The organism is Algoriphagus sp., from assembly GCF_024642405.1.
GTDB lineage: Bacteria > Bacteroidota > Bacteroidia > Cytophagales > Cyclobacteriaceae > Algoriphagus.
Map to the genome: position 1 here is coordinate 16240 of NZ_JAHEBC010000006.1, position 17994 is coordinate 34233.

Annotated in this window: 15 protein-coding genes; 5 read left to right on the plus strand and 10 right to left on the minus strand. The window is 35.3% G+C overall.

Annotated features, from left to right (window positions below; genetic code table 11):
- Positions 1–28: 28 nt before the first annotated feature.
- From Q0L68_RS01095 to Q0L68_RS01130, 8 genes are all read right to left on the minus strand, one after another.
- Positions 29–451, minus strand: a complete 423-nt coding sequence (locus Q0L68_RS01095) for a BrxA/BrxB family bacilliredoxin (RefSeq protein WP_296698195.1) — start codon at positions 449–451, stop codon at positions 29–31.
- 25 nt (positions 452–476) lie between these two features.
- Complete coding sequence (locus tag Q0L68_RS01100) at positions 477–815, minus strand: DUF59 domain-containing protein (RefSeq protein ID WP_296698197.1); 339 nt, start codon at positions 813–815, stop codon at positions 477–479.
- A 2-nt stretch (positions 816–817) separates the two neighbouring features.
- Positions 818–1249: a SufE family protein gene (locus Q0L68_RS01105; protein ID WP_296698200.1), complete on the minus strand. Its 432-nt coding sequence runs from the start codon at positions 1247–1249 to the stop codon at positions 818–820.
- On the minus strand, positions 1246–2469 hold the full coding sequence (locus tag Q0L68_RS01110; protein ID WP_296698202.1) for a cysteine desulfurase: 1224 nt from the start codon (positions 2467–2469) through the stop codon (positions 1246–1248). The genes Q0L68_RS01105 and Q0L68_RS01110 overlap by 4 nt, the downstream gene beginning before the upstream one ends.
- 7 nt (positions 2470–2476) lie before the next feature.
- Positions 2477–3745 (minus strand): Fe-S cluster assembly protein SufD, encoded by a 1269-nt coding sequence (gene sufD, locus Q0L68_RS01115; RefSeq protein WP_296698205.1) that lies wholly within the window; start codon positions 3743–3745, stop codon positions 2477–2479.
- 22 nt (positions 3746–3767) lie between these two features.
- Positions 3768–4532, minus strand: coding sequence for a Fe-S cluster assembly ATPase SufC (gene sufC / locus Q0L68_RS01120; RefSeq protein WP_296698207.1), 765 nt, complete (start codon positions 4530–4532; stop codon positions 3768–3770).
- A gap of 33 nt (positions 4533–4565) precedes the next feature.
- Positions 4566–6011: a Fe-S cluster assembly protein SufB gene (gene sufB / locus Q0L68_RS01125; RefSeq protein WP_296698210.1), complete on the minus strand. Its 1446-nt coding sequence runs from the start codon at positions 6009–6011 to the stop codon at positions 4566–4568.
- 241 nt (positions 6012–6252) lie between these two features.
- On the minus strand, positions 6253–6726 hold the full coding sequence (locus Q0L68_RS01130) for an Lrp/AsnC ligand binding domain-containing protein (RefSeq protein WP_184496481.1): 474 nt from the start codon (positions 6724–6726) through the stop codon (positions 6253–6255).
- 555 nt (positions 6727–7281) lie between these two features.
- Between Q0L68_RS01130 and Q0L68_RS01135 the strand changes: the two genes are divergently transcribed.
- Positions 7282–9198 carry a M14 family metallopeptidase gene (locus tag Q0L68_RS01135; protein ID WP_296698214.1) on the plus strand — a complete coding sequence of 639 codons (1917 nt, stop codon included), beginning with the start codon at positions 7282–7284 and terminating at the stop codon, positions 9196–9198.
- Positions 9199–9204: 6 nt separating this feature from the next.
- Complete coding sequence (locus Q0L68_RS01140) at positions 9205–12021, plus strand: prolyl oligopeptidase family serine peptidase (protein WP_296698217.1); 2817 nt, start codon at positions 9205–9207, stop codon at positions 12019–12021.
- A gap of 42 nt (positions 12022–12063) precedes the next feature.
- Here the strand turns inward: Q0L68_RS01140 and Q0L68_RS01145 are convergent, their stop codons facing one another.
- On the minus strand, positions 12064–12858 hold the full coding sequence (locus tag Q0L68_RS01145) for a thymidylate synthase (protein ID WP_296698220.1): 795 nt from the start codon (positions 12856–12858) through the stop codon (positions 12064–12066).
- Positions 12859–12995: 137 nt separating this feature from the next.
- Between Q0L68_RS01145 and Q0L68_RS01150 the strand changes: the two genes are divergently transcribed.
- Positions 12996–15257, plus strand: a complete 2262-nt coding sequence (locus tag Q0L68_RS01150; RefSeq protein ID WP_296698223.1) for an MMPL family transporter — start codon at positions 12996–12998, stop codon at positions 15255–15257.
- Here the strand turns inward: Q0L68_RS01150 and Q0L68_RS01155 are convergent.
- A complete protein-coding gene (locus tag Q0L68_RS01155) occupies positions 15246–16154 on the minus strand; it encodes an endonuclease/exonuclease/phosphatase family protein (protein WP_366938331.1) in 909 nt (302 codons plus the stop codon). The two genes, Q0L68_RS01150 and Q0L68_RS01155, sit on opposite strands and share 12 nt — an antisense overlap.
- A gap of 378 nt (positions 16155–16532) precedes the next feature.
- Here Q0L68_RS01155 and Q0L68_RS01160 point away from each other — a divergent pair, with 378 nt between their 5' ends.
- Complete coding sequence (locus tag Q0L68_RS01160; RefSeq protein ID WP_296698228.1) at positions 16533–17105, plus strand: DUF2911 domain-containing protein; 573 nt, start codon at positions 16533–16535, stop codon at positions 17103–17105.
- A 187-nt stretch (positions 17106–17292) separates the two neighbouring features.
- Positions 17293–17994, plus strand: a 702-nt coding sequence (locus tag Q0L68_RS01165) for a penicillin acylase family protein (protein ID WP_296698231.1), incomplete at its 3' end; no start/stop codon positions are given.

The following is a 17994-nucleotide window of genomic DNA, read 5'->3' on the forward strand; positions in this document are numbered from 1 at the left end:
TATAAAAAAAGCCCCGGAGGGCTTTCTATTATGCACAAAAGTGCTCAAATACTTCTACTAAATGGTCACCAATCATTTTAGCATTTCTGCCTTCAATATGATGACGCTCGATAAAGTGAACTAATTCTCCATCTTTAAATAATGCCATAGCTGGAGAAGAAGGAGGATAGGGTAGTACAAGTTCTCTAAATTTCTCAACTGCATCCCGATCATTTCCTGCAAATACAGTTCCTAACACATCAGGTTTTACTTTTGCATGATCTAGTGCATATTTCACGCCTGGTCTAGCTGCGCCAGCTGCACAACCACATACTGAATTCACAACAACGAAAGTCGTTCCTTTTTGCTCAGGGCCTAATTTATCAGCCACAATTTCAGCTGTTCTAAATTCTTCAAATCCCTCATTAGAAAGTTCTGCTCTCATAGGAGCAATTAATTCTTCTGGATACATATGTTTTTACTTTTAATTGTTCTATTTATAGAAAACCTAATTCTAATTTTGCTGCCTCAGACATCATATCCTGCGAATAAGGTGGATCAAATGTTAATTCAACTTCCACATTATTAACTCCCTGAATCTGTTGGATTTTATCTTTTACTTCAGATGGAATAAATTCAGCTGAAGGACAATTTGGTGAGGTTAATGTCATCAGTACATATACGTTGTTAACCGGATAGACAGTGATTTCATAAATTAATCCCAATTCATAAACGTCAACTGGAATTTCAGGATCATAGACCTGTTTAATTGAGGTTACCACTTTCTCCTTCAAACCCGTAATTTGTCCCACACTGGTATTATTTTCAGTTTCCATGCTTAGGAGATTTGCTTAGTTTGAAATGCCAGGGCATATAATTTCATTTGCTTAATCATTGCAGCTAATCCATTTGATCTTTGACTTCCAATAATTCCTCCCATTCCAATTTTATGAATAAAATCAAGTTCAGCTGAAATGATTTCCTGTGGAGTTCTATCATTTAAAACTCTGATCAGCAAAGATATGAGTCCTTTAGTGATATCAGTGTTTGAATCTGCTTGAAAATGCACTTTTCCATCTTTTTCATCTGCAATCAACCAAACTTTTGACTGACAACCTTTGATGATGTTTTCTTCAATTTGTTCATTTTCAGGAAATTTCTCCAATCCACTTCCTAACTCCATGATATAGAAAATGGTACTTTCCTTATCATCTCCAAGGATCTCAAATTCACTGATTATTTCGTTTTGAACTTCCTGAATACTGCTCATTTATTTTTTATTCTAGCAATTTGGGCTACTGCCTCAGCTAATTTTTCTATTTCTGATTTGGAATTGTAAACAGCGAATGATGCTCTAACAGTTCCCTCAAGCCCAAGTCTTTTCATCAATGGTTGTGTACAATGATGACCAGTTCTGACTGCAATACCTTTTGCGTCCAGCATCATCCCAACATCAAAAGGATGCATTTCTTTAATGTTGAAAGATAGAACACTTACTTTATTCGAGGCTGTTCCAACAGGAATGAAGCCATTGATGGGGTTAAGTAATTCATTCGCATAAGCCAAAAGGTCATCTTCATGCATTTTGATATTTGGCTTACCTATTTCTTTAATAAAATCTAATGCCTTCTTGAAAGCAATGACATCTCCTATATTAGGTGTCCCTGCTTCAAATTTAAATGGGATTTCATTGTAAGTTGTTTTTTCAAAAGATACCTCTTTAATCATTTCCCCTCCACCCTGGTAAGGGGGCATTTCCTCAAAAAGCTCTCTTTTTCCAAACAATACACCTAATCCAGTTGGACCGTAAAGTTTATGAGCCGAAAAAGCCAGAAAATCACAGTCTAAAGTTTGAACATCTATTTCTAAATGGCTAGTGGATTGAGCTCCGTCCAAAAGTACTTTTGCACCGATAGAATGAGCAGCTTCAATTATCCTTTCTACAGGGTTTATAGTTCCTAATGCATTTGAAGCATGAACAATGCTAACTAATTTAGTTTTCGGAGAAAGTAATTTTTCAAAATCTTCGAAAATAATTTCTCCAACTTCATTGATTGGGATAATTTTTAAAAAAGCTCCTTTTTCCTCACATAGCATTTGCCATGGAACGATGTTAGAGTGGTGTTCTAAAGTTGAAATGATAATTTCATCTCCAGCTTGTATAAATTTTCTCCCGAAGGTACTAGCAACTAGATTGATACTTTCAGTCGTTCCTTTAGTAAAAATTATTTCAGCAGATTCTTTAGCATTTATGAATTGCTGAACTGCCTCTCTGGTTTTCTCGAAATATCCTGTTGATCTGTCTGCTAAGGCATGCGCACCACGATGGATATTAGCATTATCATGATTATAATAATTAGATAATGAGTCAATTACCGATTGAGGCTTTTGAGTAGTTGCCGCATTGTCAAAATAAACCAAAGGCTTTCCATTTACCTCTTGATGAAGAATCGGGAAAGATTGTCTTATTTTTTCGATAGCGATATCCATTTATGATTTAGAATTTACTCCCTAGTCTTTCTTGAACTAAATTGGTGCAATATTCTCTGAAGCTTTCATTTTCAATATGCTCAAGAACCTCACCGGCGAAAGCAAATAAGAGTAAACCTTTTGCTTGTATTTTATCAATACCCCGTGCTTGCAAATAGAATAATGCTTCTTCATCTAGTTGACCTGTAGTACAACCATGAGAACATTTCACATCATCTGCCCAAATTTCTAATTGTGGTTTGGTATTTATGGTAGCATCATTGGACAACAGTATATTGTTGTTTTGTTGAAAGGCATTGGTTTTTTGAGCATCCTGCCTCACAAAAATTTTACCATTGAATACCCCTCTTGATTGATCTGCAAGTATGCCTTTATAAAGTTCATTTGATTCAGCATGAGGAATAGTATGATCTACATTGGTGTGATTGTCCACGTGAGTTTTACCATTCAACAAGTAAATTCCATACATGTTTCCCTCTGAATTACTGCCTAAAAGATTCAAGCTTAGGTTATTTCTAACCATTTCTCCTGAAAGTGAAAGAGTAACCGAAGTAAAACGAGAATCCTGAAGGAGATTTGTTTCTATGTTACTTACCTCAAAAGCGTTTTTCCCTTCATTCTGAATTCTATAATATCTTATTTGAGAGTTTAACCCACCTTTAATTTCTACAACTTTGTTGACGAAATATGGTGTATCACCTTTATTTATGCTATGTGAAATAAAAGTAACCTCTGCAAAGTCTCCTGCATCAATCCAAACCCTTGGAGAAATAACATCTCCTAAATTGGCTTTGTTAAATGAGAGAAGAAGGATAGGTTTTTCAACAACTTCCTTTTTTGGAATGCTAATAAAAACACCTTCTTCAAAAGAAGCTTGATTCAATGCTGCAAATGCATCTTTATCAACTTTAGCGATACTCCCGATGGGGGTTTCTAGTTTTTCGCTTAAAGTAGAGAAGTTTAAATGGTCAATACCAAGGCAAAGGTTTTTTATAAGATGGCCATTCGAAAATACCAAAATTGGACCTTCAAAGCCTTGAGGAATTGCCTCACTAACTTCTTCCTCACTTAAATCAAAAGGTTTTGCAGGACTTAAGTTAGAAAGTGATTGCTCAAGCTTTTTGGTTATTGCAGTGAATTTATATTCTTCTGATTTGAGAGTAGGAAGGCCTTGATTTAGGAAACTGGCTTTCCCTTCTTCTCTGGCTTTTTCAAATCCGACAAAAGAAGATTCCAAAAATCCTTCAAATAGATTTTGCTTAGTAAGCGTACTCATGTTTTTGGGGTTGATGAGAGTATCAGACAGTTGCTTCAGAGTCTATGGCCTCTTTGATCCAGTCATAGCCTTTTTCTTCAAGTTCGAGAGCCAAATCTTTAGTACCAGATTTGACAATTCTACCTTTATAAAGAACATGGACGAAATCTGGAACGATATAATCCAACAAGCGCTGGTAGTGAGTTACAACAATAGTTGCGTTGTCTTTAGACTTTAATTGATTCACACCATTTGAAACAATTCTCAAGGCATCAATATCCAATCCTGAATCAGTTTCGTCAAGGATAGAAAGGGTAGGCTCAAGCATCGCCATCTGGAAGATTTCATTTCTTTTCTTTTCTCCGCCAGAAAAACCTTCATTAAGCGATCTGCTGAGAAGCTTTTGGTCAATTTCCACCAATTTCATCTTCTCTTTCATCATAGTAAGAAACTTAACTGCGTCGAGTGCCTCAAGTCCTCTGTATTCTCTTACTTGATTTACAGCTGTCCTAAGGAAGTTAGTTGAACTTACTCCCGGTATTTCTACAGGATATTGAAAAGCTAGGAATACACCTTCCCGGGCACGATCTTCAGGAGCAAGTTCCAAAAGATCTTTTCCTTTGAAAAAAACTTCACCTTCTGTTACCTCATATTCTTCTCTTCCTGCTAATACTGACGCTAAAGTCGATTTCCCAGAACCATTAGGTCCCATAATGGCATGTACTTCACCAGCTTTTACTTCCAAATTGATCCCTCTCAAAATAGGTGTTCCTTCGATGGAGGCATGCAGATTTTTAATACTTAACATATTCGTCTTAATCTTTCAATTTTAAATTTAAACTTACCCTACAGATCCCTCTAGCGTCAGAGCGAGTAGCTTTTGGGCTTCTACAGCAAATTCCATTGGTAATTGGTTTAATACTTCTTTTGCATAACCATTTACAATTAGAGCTACTGCATCTTCTGTGGATATACCTCTTTGATTACAATAGAATAATTGATCCTCACCGATTTTGGAAGTGGTAGCTTCGTGCTCAACTTTAGCAGAAGAATTATTGATATCTATGTAAGGGAATGTATGTGCACCACATCTGTCTCCCATTAGCAATGAATCACACTGTGAGAAATTTCTGGCGTTATCTGCCCTTTTCATCACTTGTACTTGTCCTCTATATGAGTTTTGTGATTTTCCCGCAGAAATACCTTTGGAAACAATTCTTGACTTAGTGTTTTTGCCAATATGAATCATTTTAGTTCCTGTATCAGCCTGCTGATAATTGTTCGTGACTGCTACAGAATAAAATTCTCCAATTGAATTATCTCCTTTTAATATACAAGAAGGATATTTCCAAGTTACTGCTGATCCCGTCTCAACTTGAGTCCAAGATATTTTAGAATAATCCCCTGCGCAAATGCCTCGCTTAGTAACAAAATTATAAATACCGCCTTTCCCGTTTTTATCTCCTGGGAACCAATTTTGAACTGTAGAATATTTTACCTCTGCATTTTTTGCAGCGTAAATCTCTACCACAGCGGCATGAAGTTGATTTTCATCTCTTTGAGGTGCTGTACAGCCTTCTAGATAAGATACATAGGCCTCATCTTCGGCTACGATTAATGTCCTTTCAAATTGACCTGTATTAGCAGCATTAATTCTGAAATAGGTAGAAAGCTCCATTGGACATCTTACCCCTTTCGGAATGTAACAAAATGACCCATCTGAAAATACTGCTGAATTCAATGCCGCGTAATAGTTATCAGTCATTGGTACAACTGATCCCAAATATTTTTTTACTAAATCGGGATGCTCCTTTACTGCTTCGCTGAATGAGCAAAAGACGATACCGAGTTTAGATAATGTTGCTTTGAATGTAGTTCCAACTGAAACTGAATCAAGAACTGCATCAACAGCAATTCCTTGAAGTTTCTTTTGTTCATTAAGATTGATACCTAACCTTTCATAAATCTGAAGTAATTCTGGATCAACTTCATCAAGAGACTTAGGTTTATTGCTTTGTTTTGGAGCTGAATAGTATCTTAGGCTTTGAAGATCAACTTTAGGATATTTGACATTTGCCCAAGAAGGCTCGGTCATAGTTTTCCAGGTTTTGAAGGCTTTCAATCTCCATTCAAGTAGCCATAGAGGTTCCTCTTTTTTTGTAGAGATCCACTTTATGATATCTTCATTGAGTCCAATTGGAGCTTCATCTGCCTCATAATTAACAGACCAGCCGTGCTCGTACTCTTTGGAGGTAAATTCTTCTAAAATCTGATTGTCTTTGCTCATATTAGCTAAGTTATTTAGACTAATTACATTTTAACTGCGAATGTACAACATATAATGAAAAAAATATGTTCAGAACTATTCGAAAATTCTATGATTGATAAATTAATTCAATCAAAAGTTGGCTTCTGAAGCGATTTCGAAGATATGTGACAAAAAAAAAGTGCTGATAGGTCAACACTTTTTTTTTCAATATTCTCAAAAATACCGGATTTTTATTTATTTGGATTTAATCCAAATAGAGTTATTTCTCTTTATCAAAGAATTGAATAGGCCTGTTTATACTTTCTTCCAGTACAATAAGTGTTTCTGTTCTATCTATACCATCTACTTTCTGAATATTATCTAAAACTAATCTTAAGTGATTTGTGTCTCTGCATATAATTTTAGCAAAAATGGAATAGTTGCCAGTCGTATAATAGGCACTTACTACTTCAGAAATAGTTTTTAGTTTTTCAATCACATTGTCATAAAGCGAACTTTTTTCCAAATAGATTCCCAAAAAAGCCGATATATCATAGCCAAGTTTTGAGAAGTCTATGTTTAAAGTGGCGCTTTTCACAATTCCCATATCCTCTAATTTTTTCATGCGGACGTGAACTGTACCAGATGATACGAAAACCTTTTTTGCGATTTCTGTGTATGGAGTCTTCGCATCCTCATTTAAAAGTGAGATGATTTTTAGGTCAATATTGTCGATATCTAAAATTTTATCCATTTTCCTTTGTTGGATTTAGATGATTTTTAATGAATGTGCCTGTAAATTAGAGGTTCTTCAAAAAATACCAAAATTTTTTTTTCAATTTGTAATTGAAACCAAAATCAGTTTACTTTGGCATTATTATAAATGCCATTCGAATATTTGGTTTTTACATGAAACATTCAAATTTTAATTGGTTGTTATTAAAAACTCCAAATCTTCGAGCGTTATTTGATGGAAACTTTTAATCTCTAAAGTTATATTTGGGTTTATATTCTGAAAAGGTCTTGCTTGTGGCAGGACTTTTTTATTTAATGTAATCTCATTTATAACATTAAAGACACTTTTAAATAGCGAATTTTTAAAAATTATATTTTGACCGTCTTAGAATACAGTGGTTGATAGTCCATCATGACATTTTAATAAATAAAGATTCCACTTAGATATAACCATTTATGCTGAATTCCGAAAAGCACTCTGTTTTTAGATATTTAAGGCGTTTACTTTAGCTTTTTTTTGAGCGGTTGTGTGGATTGTTTTCACTGTATTTATTTTGAACAAAAGAACCACACGATGAAAAAATCTTTATTATTTATTATCCTAATCGGAATTTCAATTTCAGCATACTCTCAGATTAAGTCATTTGCTCCTGAAAAAACTTTTCCGGAAAATAATCCTGATTCTAAATTTTATACTGTCTCAGGCGAGAGGCATGGTCCATCTTTTTTTAAAAAATTCACTTTCCCTGAAGTAGAGTATAGTCCGGGCGAAACGCTCAATTTTGAACATTATCACACGGTTGATGTGATGTACCATTGGTATAAGGTGTGGGCTGAAAAATACCCTGATATAGTCGAGGTTTATGAGGTTGCCAAATCTTTTGAAGGAAGACCTATCCTACAAATGACGATCACAAATAAAAAGACAGGGAAGGATACTGAAAAACCTGCTGCATATTTTGAAGGGGGGAGACACTCCGGAGAAATCACTTCTAGTGAATCTATTCTTTGGTTGACCCAACATATTTTGGAAAACTATGGGAAAGATCAAGAGATCACAGAATTGGTAGATACAAAGGCTATTTACCTTAGACCTCAAAATAATCCAGATGGTTCTAATCTATATCTCAGAACTGAACAAAGAAATAGAAGTACTGTTAAACCTCATGATAACGATAGAGATGGGTTACTTGATGAAGATCCAGAGGAAGACTTAGATGGTGACGGTATTATTTATCAAATGAGGAAAAAGGCAACTACGCCAGAGGATAAAGAAAAGGCCAATTTCATCATAGATCCGGAAGACCCAAGTCAAAAATTAATGAAAAGGACTTTTCCTGGAAAAGGAGAATACTTAGTGTATACAGAAGGCTTTGATAATGATGGAGATGGTTCTTTCAATGAAGATGGAATTGGAGGTTTAGATCTGCATAGGAATTATCCTGAGAACTGGAGACCTGATACTGGTGGTGATTTAACTGGTAGAGGATATACTCAAAATGGAGCCGGAGAATTCCCAATGAGTGAATTAGAATCCCGTGCGACGGTTCTTTGGGTTCTAAGCCATCCAAATATTTCTGTAGTTAACTCCATGGATACACGAGTTCCCATGCATCTTAGAGCTCCATCTACTTCTAAAGCTGAAGAAAGAATGTACCCAAACGATTTGGCCATTTACAAGGAGATGGATCAATTAGGTTTGTCGTTTACTGCTTATCCTTGGGCTGGCGATGTGTATGAAACTTACGCAACTCGATATAAAGTAAATAGTATGACTGGAGATCCATTAAAACCAAGTCCACTTTTTGGACATGGTCCTGATTTCGGGTATTTCTACTATGGCAGTATTTGGTATGGGGATGAGCTTTGGAATAATGGAGCCATGAAAGATTACAATGGCGATGGAATTTATGATGATTTTGATGGTTTAAGATGGGATGAAGAAGCAAATGGGGGAAAAGGTTTTAAATCTTGGACTCCCTTCAATCATCCAGTTTTAGGTGAAGTGGAAATCGGAGGTTTTCATCCTAAGTTTTTTGGACAGAACGGACCTACCTGGCAATTAGAAGATTGGGCTAAAAAGCAGGCATTATTTAACCTTGCAATGGCAAAAAGGCTTCCACAATTAAATATTTCCTCCCTTGAAGTTACCAATCAAGGAAATGGAGAATTTGAAATCTCTTTAGGATGGACAAATATAGGAGGCCTTCCAGTGGCACTTGAACAAGCAAAACTTGTGAAAATTGTTCAGGAAGATCGGGTTTCCTTGAATTTTGACAAGGAATTAACAAAGGGTTATGAAGATGCAAAAGTTCAGATTATTAGTCCTGATTTATACGATAAGACTATATACGCTGGATATACTGAGGTAGGAGAAGAAAAATCAGTAACATTTAAAATAAAAGTGAATACTGATGAAGAGGTCAAAGGAAAAATTAGATTGTCTTCCACTAGAGGAGGTTATTTTGAAAAAGAGTTTACACTAAAATAGAAAATCATGCTTAAAAAAATAGCTGTAGGTTATTTTCTCTGTTTTGCTTTCCTGATTTCAGTTTCGGAAGCACAACAAAAGAGATCTTTAAACCATTCTGATTACGATGGATGGGAAAGTCTTAGATCAGAAAAAATCACTAAAGATGGACTTTGGGTAGGTTACCAAATTTCCCCTCAAGAAGGAGATGGAAGGGTTGAATTATTTTCATACAAAAACCCGACGAATAAATTTATAATACCTAGGGGATCAGGGTATGAATTTACAGCGGATAATGCATTTGCGGTAGGTAAAATTCTTCCTCAAGAAGATTCTGTCCATTTACTTAAAGTAAAAAAGACCAAGAAAGATGATATGCCTTCTGACAGTCTTTTCATTTATCAAATGAGTACTGGAAAATTGGAGAAATTCCCAGAAGTAAAATCTTTTGACACTCCTACTGAACGAGGAAGTTGGATTGCAATTCATTTTGAAAAAGAAAAACCTGCAAAAAAAGATCCTGCCGATTCAACTGCAAAAGCAGAAAAGCCAAAAAAGACTGACGGCACAAAATTATTGGTGAGAAGCCTTGATGGGAGTAAATCGTTTGAGTTTGAAAGGGTTAAATCTTATGGTTTTGCACCAAATGGCGATTACCTACACTTTGAATTAGCGGAGGAGGACACATTAGATAATGCGGCGATTCATATTTTGAATTTATCTTCTGGAGAAAATAAAGCCATTCATGAAGGAATGACTTCCTACACGATGAATAGATTTTCTCCTCAATCAAAGTATTTGGCATTCCTTACTTCTGATGATTCAACAAAAGCTAAAAAAGCTTACTACCAACTTCATCTATATGATATTAAAGAGGGTAACCTAAAGAAATTGGCTGATGAGACTAGTAATGGAATATTGGATGATGGAAGAATAAGTGAAAATGGCTCTTTAAAATTTTCAGAGGACGAAACCAGATTGTTTTTTGGTACAACTCCTAATTACATAGACTATCCCTATGAAAATGATAGTACTATTTTGGAAGATGAAAGACCAAGCCTCGATATATGGGGTTGGCAGGATTCTCAGATCCAACCCATGCAATTGAGACAAAAATCGAGAGAGGAGAGAAGGTCTTACCTTGCCACAATCAACCTATCTAATGGAATGATTGCTCAGTTAGAATCACCTGGTCTGGAAGATGTAAGATTGGAAAATAAAGTAACTAGAGATTTTGGTTTAGGAACAACAAACTCTCCATATGAAAGAAGCTACAGCTGGGATATTCAAATTGGTAGAGATGTATATCTGGTTGATTTTAAGGACGGATCTAGGAAATTGATTGAAAAAGATGCATCTGGGTTTCCAAGTATTTCACCTGCCGGCAAATATGTTTATTGGTATGCAAGTAGAGATAGCGCCTGGGTGGCGTATGATATTGCGGCAGAGAAAAAAATAAATTTGACAGTTAGTATTGAAAGCCCGTTTTTTGAAGAACTTCATGATTCACCATCATTACCTGGGAGTTATGGCGAAAGTGGCTGGCTTGATGATGATTTGGCTTTATTGATAAACGATCGATTTGATATTTGGAAAGTTGATCCTAAAAACCCTTCTGGCGCAGAAAATATTACTTTAGGAGAAGGTAGAAAAAACAATACCGTTTTTAGAGTAGAGAATTTGGATCGGGAGATTTTGAGTATTGATCCTTCTAAGCCTTTGATTTTAAGTGTATTCAACGAAAATACAAAAGAATCAGGTTTTTATACTTCAATGGTTAATTCAAAAACAGCTCCTAAAAAGTTGATTTTTACCCCTAACAGATATTATGGATTAACAAAAGCAAAAGAAACCAACCAAGTCCTGCTGAGGAAATCCACTTATGTGGAAAATCCTGATTTATATTTGTCAGATTTAACTTTTAAGAATCTTACAAAAGTCTCAAATTTAAACCCTCAGCAAGCAAGCATTAATTGGGGGACATCAGAGTTGGTATCCTATATAACCACTGAAGGGGATCCATTACAGGGTATACTTTTCAAACCAGAGAATTTTGATCCGAATAAGAAATATCCTATGATGGTTTATTTCTATGAAAGAAGCAGTGATGGGCTTTATAATTACAGATCTCCAGCTCCTAGTGCTTCTACTATCAACATCCCTTATTTCGTAAGTAATGAGTATTTGGTTTTTGTGCCAGATATTAAATATGAGTTGGGGCTTCCAGGACCAAGTGCTTTAAGTTGTATCATCCCGGGAGTTCAGGCAGTTGTAGCGAAAGGATTTGTTGATGCAGATAACATGGCGATTCAAGGTCAGAGCTGGGGCGGATATCAAGTAGCATATTTGATGACGCAGACAAATATGTTTAAAGCTGCAGGAGCTGGTGCACCTGTGGTGAATATGACTTCTGCTTATGGAGGAATACGTTGGGGAACAGGGATGAGCCGTATGTTTCAATATGAGCAGACCCAGTCCAGAATTGGTGGTACACTATGGCAGAAGCCTCTTTATTACCTTGAAAATTCCCCATTATTCTTCATGGATAGAGTAGAAACACCAGTACTAATCATGCACAATGATGCAGATGGTTCTGTGCCTTGGTACCAAGGAATAGAAATGTTTATGGCTTTGAAGAGATTAAATAAGCCAGCTTGGTTACTACAATATAATGATGAAGATCATAACCTTGTTCAAAGAAGAAACAGAAAAGATCTCTCTATGAGATTGAGTCAATTCTTTGACCATTATTTGAAAGGAGCACCTGCTCCACTTTGGATGACTGAAGGTTTACCGGCAGTAGAAAAAGGAAAGACACTCAAATATGAGTTGAGCGATAAATAATAAGCAAGAAGCCCTGAAATTAAAAATTCAGGGCTTCTTTTTTTATACCGCTACAGCTGCTTTTATATGTGGATGTGGATCATAATCAATTAATTCAAAGTCTTCCAGTTTAAAAGAAAAGATATCTTTGACTTCCGGATTTATTTTCATGGTAGGCAATTTCCTGATTTCCCTGCTTAACTGTAATTCTGCTTGCTCGATATGATTAGAATATAAATGAGCATCCCCAAATGTGTGTACAAAATCACCTGGTTTTAAGCCACATACTTGGGCTACCATCATTGTGAATAAAGCGTAGGAGGCAATATTGAAAGGTACTCCTAGAAATACATCAGCACTTCTTTGGTATAACTGGCAAGAAAGTTTTCCATCAGCTACGTAAAATTGAAAAATAGTGTGGCATGGGGGCAGAGCCATTTGATCAACATCCGCTACATTCCATGCGCTCACAATATGCCTTCTACTATCAGGTTTGGTTTTGATTTGATGAATCAAATTCTTGATTTGATCTATTTCTCCTCCTTTACCATCTGGCCAATGTCTCCACTGATACCCATAAACTGGTCCTAAATCACCATTTTCATCAGCCCATTCATCCCAGATAGAAACTTTATTTTCCTTAAGGTATCCTATATTGGAATCTCCCCTCAAAAACCATAGGAGTTCAACGATGATAGATCTTAAATGAAGTTTTTTAGTCGTTACCAAAGGAAAGCCTTCTGATAAATCGAATCGCATTTGATGTCCAAAAATGCTTGTAGTTCCTGTTCCAGTCCTGTCTCCTTTTTGAGTTCCCTCATTTAGGATTTTCTTCATTAAATCGTGATACTGCTTCATTGAATTTATAGGCTTTACTTTATCCGCAATTTAGTTAGTTCGTCTAAGAAAACGAACGAGTAAATAACAAAGATGTCAAATATCTAGTAATATTGGAGATAGTAATTAATCGTTAGAAGTTCCCTCCATTAATGCCGATGTTCCAAAAATCAACAGCATACTTTTCACTTTTCATCGGTTTATTCCTCTCAATCCTAATTTTATTATTTCCGCCAAAGGTTCAGTTTAACTACGACTTCGAGCAGTTTTTTCCTCAAAAGAGTGATGATTTGGAGTTTTATCAATGGTTTAGAAATGAGTTTGAAAATGACAATGATTATCTATTGGTGGCCATAGAAAATTCCAAAGGGGAATTGTTAAACAGAGATTTTTTAGCGAAAGCGCTTGAAGTTCAGACTGAACTCTCCGAATTGAATGATGTCGATACCATAATTTCTATTTTAAATTTTCAAAAACCTATCATAGGTCTATTTGGATCCCGCTGGGAAAAAGTAATGAAATGGGGATCAGATGAGGAATTAGTAAAATCGTCTAAAAATCTAGAGCAATATCGTTCTAAACTAATATCTAAAGACGGGAAATCTATTCTATTCTGGATAAAAAATACTCAAAATATTTCTAAGGAAAACGGGGATATTCTTTATGAAGAAATCCAAAAAGTATTTGATCGAAACGAACTTCCACCCAAAGCGGTAGCAGGCAAAATTCAAGCTCAAGGTGATTTTATCAAATTAATGCAAAAAGAGTTTGGGTTGTTTTTCGGCGCATCAATTCTTTTGATTTTAGTCATGTTATTTCTGATTTTCAGGAGTTTTTGGGCAGTATGGATACCCGTATTAGTATTATTAATTGGCACGCTTTGGGCATTCGCTATATTTTTTTATTTCGGGAAATCTCTCGATGTGATGTCCATTATGCAGCCGACAATATTTTTGATCGTAGGTTTAAGTGCCTTAGTCCATTTTATAACTCATTTCAATATCAAATTTCAAAAAAGCAATTCAAAAGGCGAGGCTGTAAATGAAGTATTCAAAGAACTTTTTATCCCTGTTGGATTAACGATTTTGACAACTTCAGTGGGTTTTATTTCATTGTTTTTTACAACAATTCCGGCTCTTAAAAATTTTGGATTAAGTACAGGAATAGGTGTTTTAATAATGTTTTTTGCCATTATACTTCTTACTCCTGGCTTACTTTTTTTAGTTCGAATAAAAATAAATAGATCATCTGACCTGATCATTTCATCTAGATTTCTTGCCTCACTATTATCAGCTATTCTTGAAAGGAAAAAACTTATAATCTTTTCATTTTTAGTGATCAGTTTATCTGGTATTTGGGCTGGTACGTCTATTAAGATCAATGGATTTCTTCTGGATAATTTACCGCAAGATCATCCTATCCAACAAGATGTAGATTACTTTGATAAGCAGTTTGGTGGTTCTAATCCTTTAGAATTGTACTTGGAGGTAGGTTCTTCTTCAGCAACTCTTTTGGATTATAATGTCCTTCAAGAAATTGATAAAATTGAAAAGAAGCTGTTTGAGTTGATTGGCTCAAATCAAATTATTTCTCCTTTGACATTGGTGAAAACTTTGAATCAAGCACAAAATCAAGGAAATGAAAATGCGTATGTCTTTCCTTCGCCAGGTCAATTTAAGAGAATGGAAAAATATTTAGAGAGAGATCTAAACAGCTATGGAATAAAAATTCTTTCTGACCAAAACCGCTCAGGTAGGGTAAGTGCCAGATCTCCGGATTTTGGGACTTATAGAATGTCACAAATCAGGAGTGACTTAATAGAATATGTAAACACTGAAATTGATTCTAGGTATTTACAAGTCAAATGGACTGGAACCGCGTATTTAATGGATAAAGGCCACAAATCTGTTACGGTCCAAATGGCAAAAGGACTGGGTTTTGCTTTTTTAGTAGTTGGAATTATAGCTGGTATCTTATTCAGATCTTGGAGAATATCTTTCATTTTATTAATTCCAAATATCATTCCTTTGATTTGGATGTTGGGGCTTATGCTCATAATCGGGGTAGACTTTAAATTGACTACTGCGATCTTATTTACAGTTGCTTTTGGAATTGCCGTGGATGATAGCATTCATTTTATGACTCGATTAAGATTTGAACTGGGAAAAGGGAAAAGTCTTTTCTATGCCATAAAGAGAACTTTCTTGGAAACGGGTAAAGCTATTGTATTGACATCTTTAATTCTGGTATGTGGGTTTGGTTTACTGATTTTCTCGGAGTTTGGCGTAACTCATTTTACAGGATTACTAATCGCGGCGTCCTTGATTTTTGCTTTATTAGCTGACTTATTCCTTTTACCCTTATTGTTACTCCCCATGAAAAAAGTCTGGGAGAAGAAAGCCAAAAAGTTAATCTCTTAACCCTTCTAATGAAAAAGTTGCTGCGACTGGATAATGGTCAGAATAATCTACCTCTCTATGTGTTTTAAATTGAATAGGTTTTAAAATTGGAGAAGAAAAAATATGATCTATTCTTAAGAAGAATAAAACCTTATTATAGGTAAACCCAAAGCCTCTTCCCGCATATTCAAAAGCATTTTCTAAAGTTTCATTTAATTTGAAATAGGTATATGAATAGGGTACTTCGTTCAAATCTCCCATTAATATCACGGGATGGGGACTATTTAAATAGTGCTCAACCAATAAATTTAATTGCTTACTTCTTTCAAGGCTTCCCCTATGAAGTTTTCCCAAAGTCTGCCTATAATTTTCCCTTACACCTTCTAAATCTTCCAAACCGTCTGAATTAATCCTCATAGACTCCAAATGAGCATTATAGATCCTGATCGTATCATTATTGACAAGGATATCAGCAAAAATTGCCCCATTGGTTCCATTCTTATCAAATACTTTTCCTTCATTGATGATTGGATATCTACTAAAAATAGCTAAGCCATAAGATCTTTTTTTAGGATTTCCCTTTATCACTTGATATGAAGATTCAAACCCTGCATCTTTTCCTAATAGCTTGATTGCATTTCTTGATGCAGAGGTAAAATCTTGATAAAACTCCTGAAATACTTTTATATCCGCAGGATGTTCCTGTAGCCAGGTAAAAACATTTGGATCAAATTGGCCTTCTACATTTCTACTGTAATTGAATAAATGAGCATTATAAGTTAAAACCTTTAAGCCTTCAGCTTCTTCGTTTTTCGAGTTTATCTGAAAAGTAATAAGAGCAAATTTGTATCCTATAATTAAAGCTGCTAAATGAAAAAGTGCCGTTTTTTTCCAAGAAAGAGTTAAAATGAACAGCATGAATAAATTTATTAACCAAATAATTGGTATAAAAAATGGCAACAAACCAACATAGGGAATATATTCTGGAGAAATGTAAACACTAAAAAATAAAATCAGTGAGCAACAAAATATAATTCCTGACAGGTATTTCATGTGATGAGTTTAGTGGTGCCCAAAGTAAATCAGTCAAAATTACTTATTTGAATTTCTGACTGATTTTATTTCGTTTTAACAAAAGTTCAAGCTTTTTCGTCTCTAATACGATATTTGTGAAATAACAGTTAGATTACTAATCCATTGAGGCTCTTTCAAATAAAAACACAGGATTAATTAATTAGGGCGGGAATTTTGTATAGATGTAGTTAATTGTTTATTTCAATGAGAAATCTTACTATCATGAAAACACAATATTTAATCTGGGTCTCTGCTTTTGCATCCTTTCTATTTTCATCTTGTGATCCCAAATCATCAGAGTCAATAGAAAAATCAGAAGTTTCTGATTCTGTCGAAGAGACATCGGAAGCCGAAAACAGGCCAAGTCCACTTGAAGTAAAAGATGCAATGATTTCAGGGAAAGCTTTCAAAGTACATTATGGCTCTCCTTCAGTGAAAGGCAGGACTATTTGGGGAGATTTAGTTCCATATAATATTGTATGGAGGACTGGTGCAAATGAAGCGACTTACGTAGAGTTAAGTGAGGAAATGTTGGTGGAAGGTGAAAAACTTGCAGCAGGGAAATATTCGCTTTTTACAATCCCAAAAGAAAATACAGATTGGACAGTAATATTTAACTCTGAATGGGATTTGGAACATGGCCATTTTCAATACGATGAAAAAAACGATGTTTTGCGGGTGGAGGTATCCCCACAATGGGAATCAAGTTCACAAGACAGACTTTCAATTGACTTGGAAAATCCAGGGATGGTGATTAGGTGGGAGAAATTAAAGCTTCCTATTTCTATAAAATAAGTTTCATAGATACATGGCCCTCAATCCATAAGATTGAGGGCCATTTTTGATTGATGTCAAATACAGATTATTCTGAAGGACATTCTAAAAGAAAGGATTAAATTTGCTGGATTTTAAAATTTCGGAAAGTTGATCTGATTACCCTCCTGATTTTCTAATTTACCTCATCTACTCTTCAAAATCTAATATGAAGTATATCTCTTTTTTGTTGGTTTTAGGGATTACAATCACTTTGGCGATTTATGTATCTAGGCCAATAGGTCCAGTTCCTCCTATTGCACCTCTTTTGGATCCAAATCATGGGTTTTGGCAAAATATGTATAGCGAAGATGATCTGGCTGAAGAAGAGCTAGAATTGCCAGGGCTTAGTTCTCCAGTACAGGTGGTTTACGATGAAAATTTAATCCCACATATTTTCGCCGAAAACAAAAAAGATCTTTATCAAGCCCAAGGTTATATCACTGCCAAACATAGACTCTGGCAGATGGAATTCCAAACAAGAGCCGCGGCTGGAAGACTTTCTGAAATAGTTGGAGATGTGGCTTTAGATATAGATCGAATAGCAAGAAGAAAAGGACTTGGGTATGGAGCTGAATTAGGTTTGGAATTTTTGAAAAATAACGATCCTGAAACTTTAGAATTTTTGGAATCTTATGCTGCTGGGGTTAACCAGTACATAGAAAGCCTTAGCCCAGGTCAAACTCCAGTTGAATATAAAATATTGAATTATAAACCTGAAGAATGGACTCCTTACAAGTCGCTTCTATTGCTTAAATACATGTCTGACATGTTAGTGGGAGATAGAGACTTGGAATATTCAAATTTGAGGAAAATTTTAGGTTCTCAAATGTTGGATAAGCTTTATCCTGATTATCCAAATGAAGTTGAA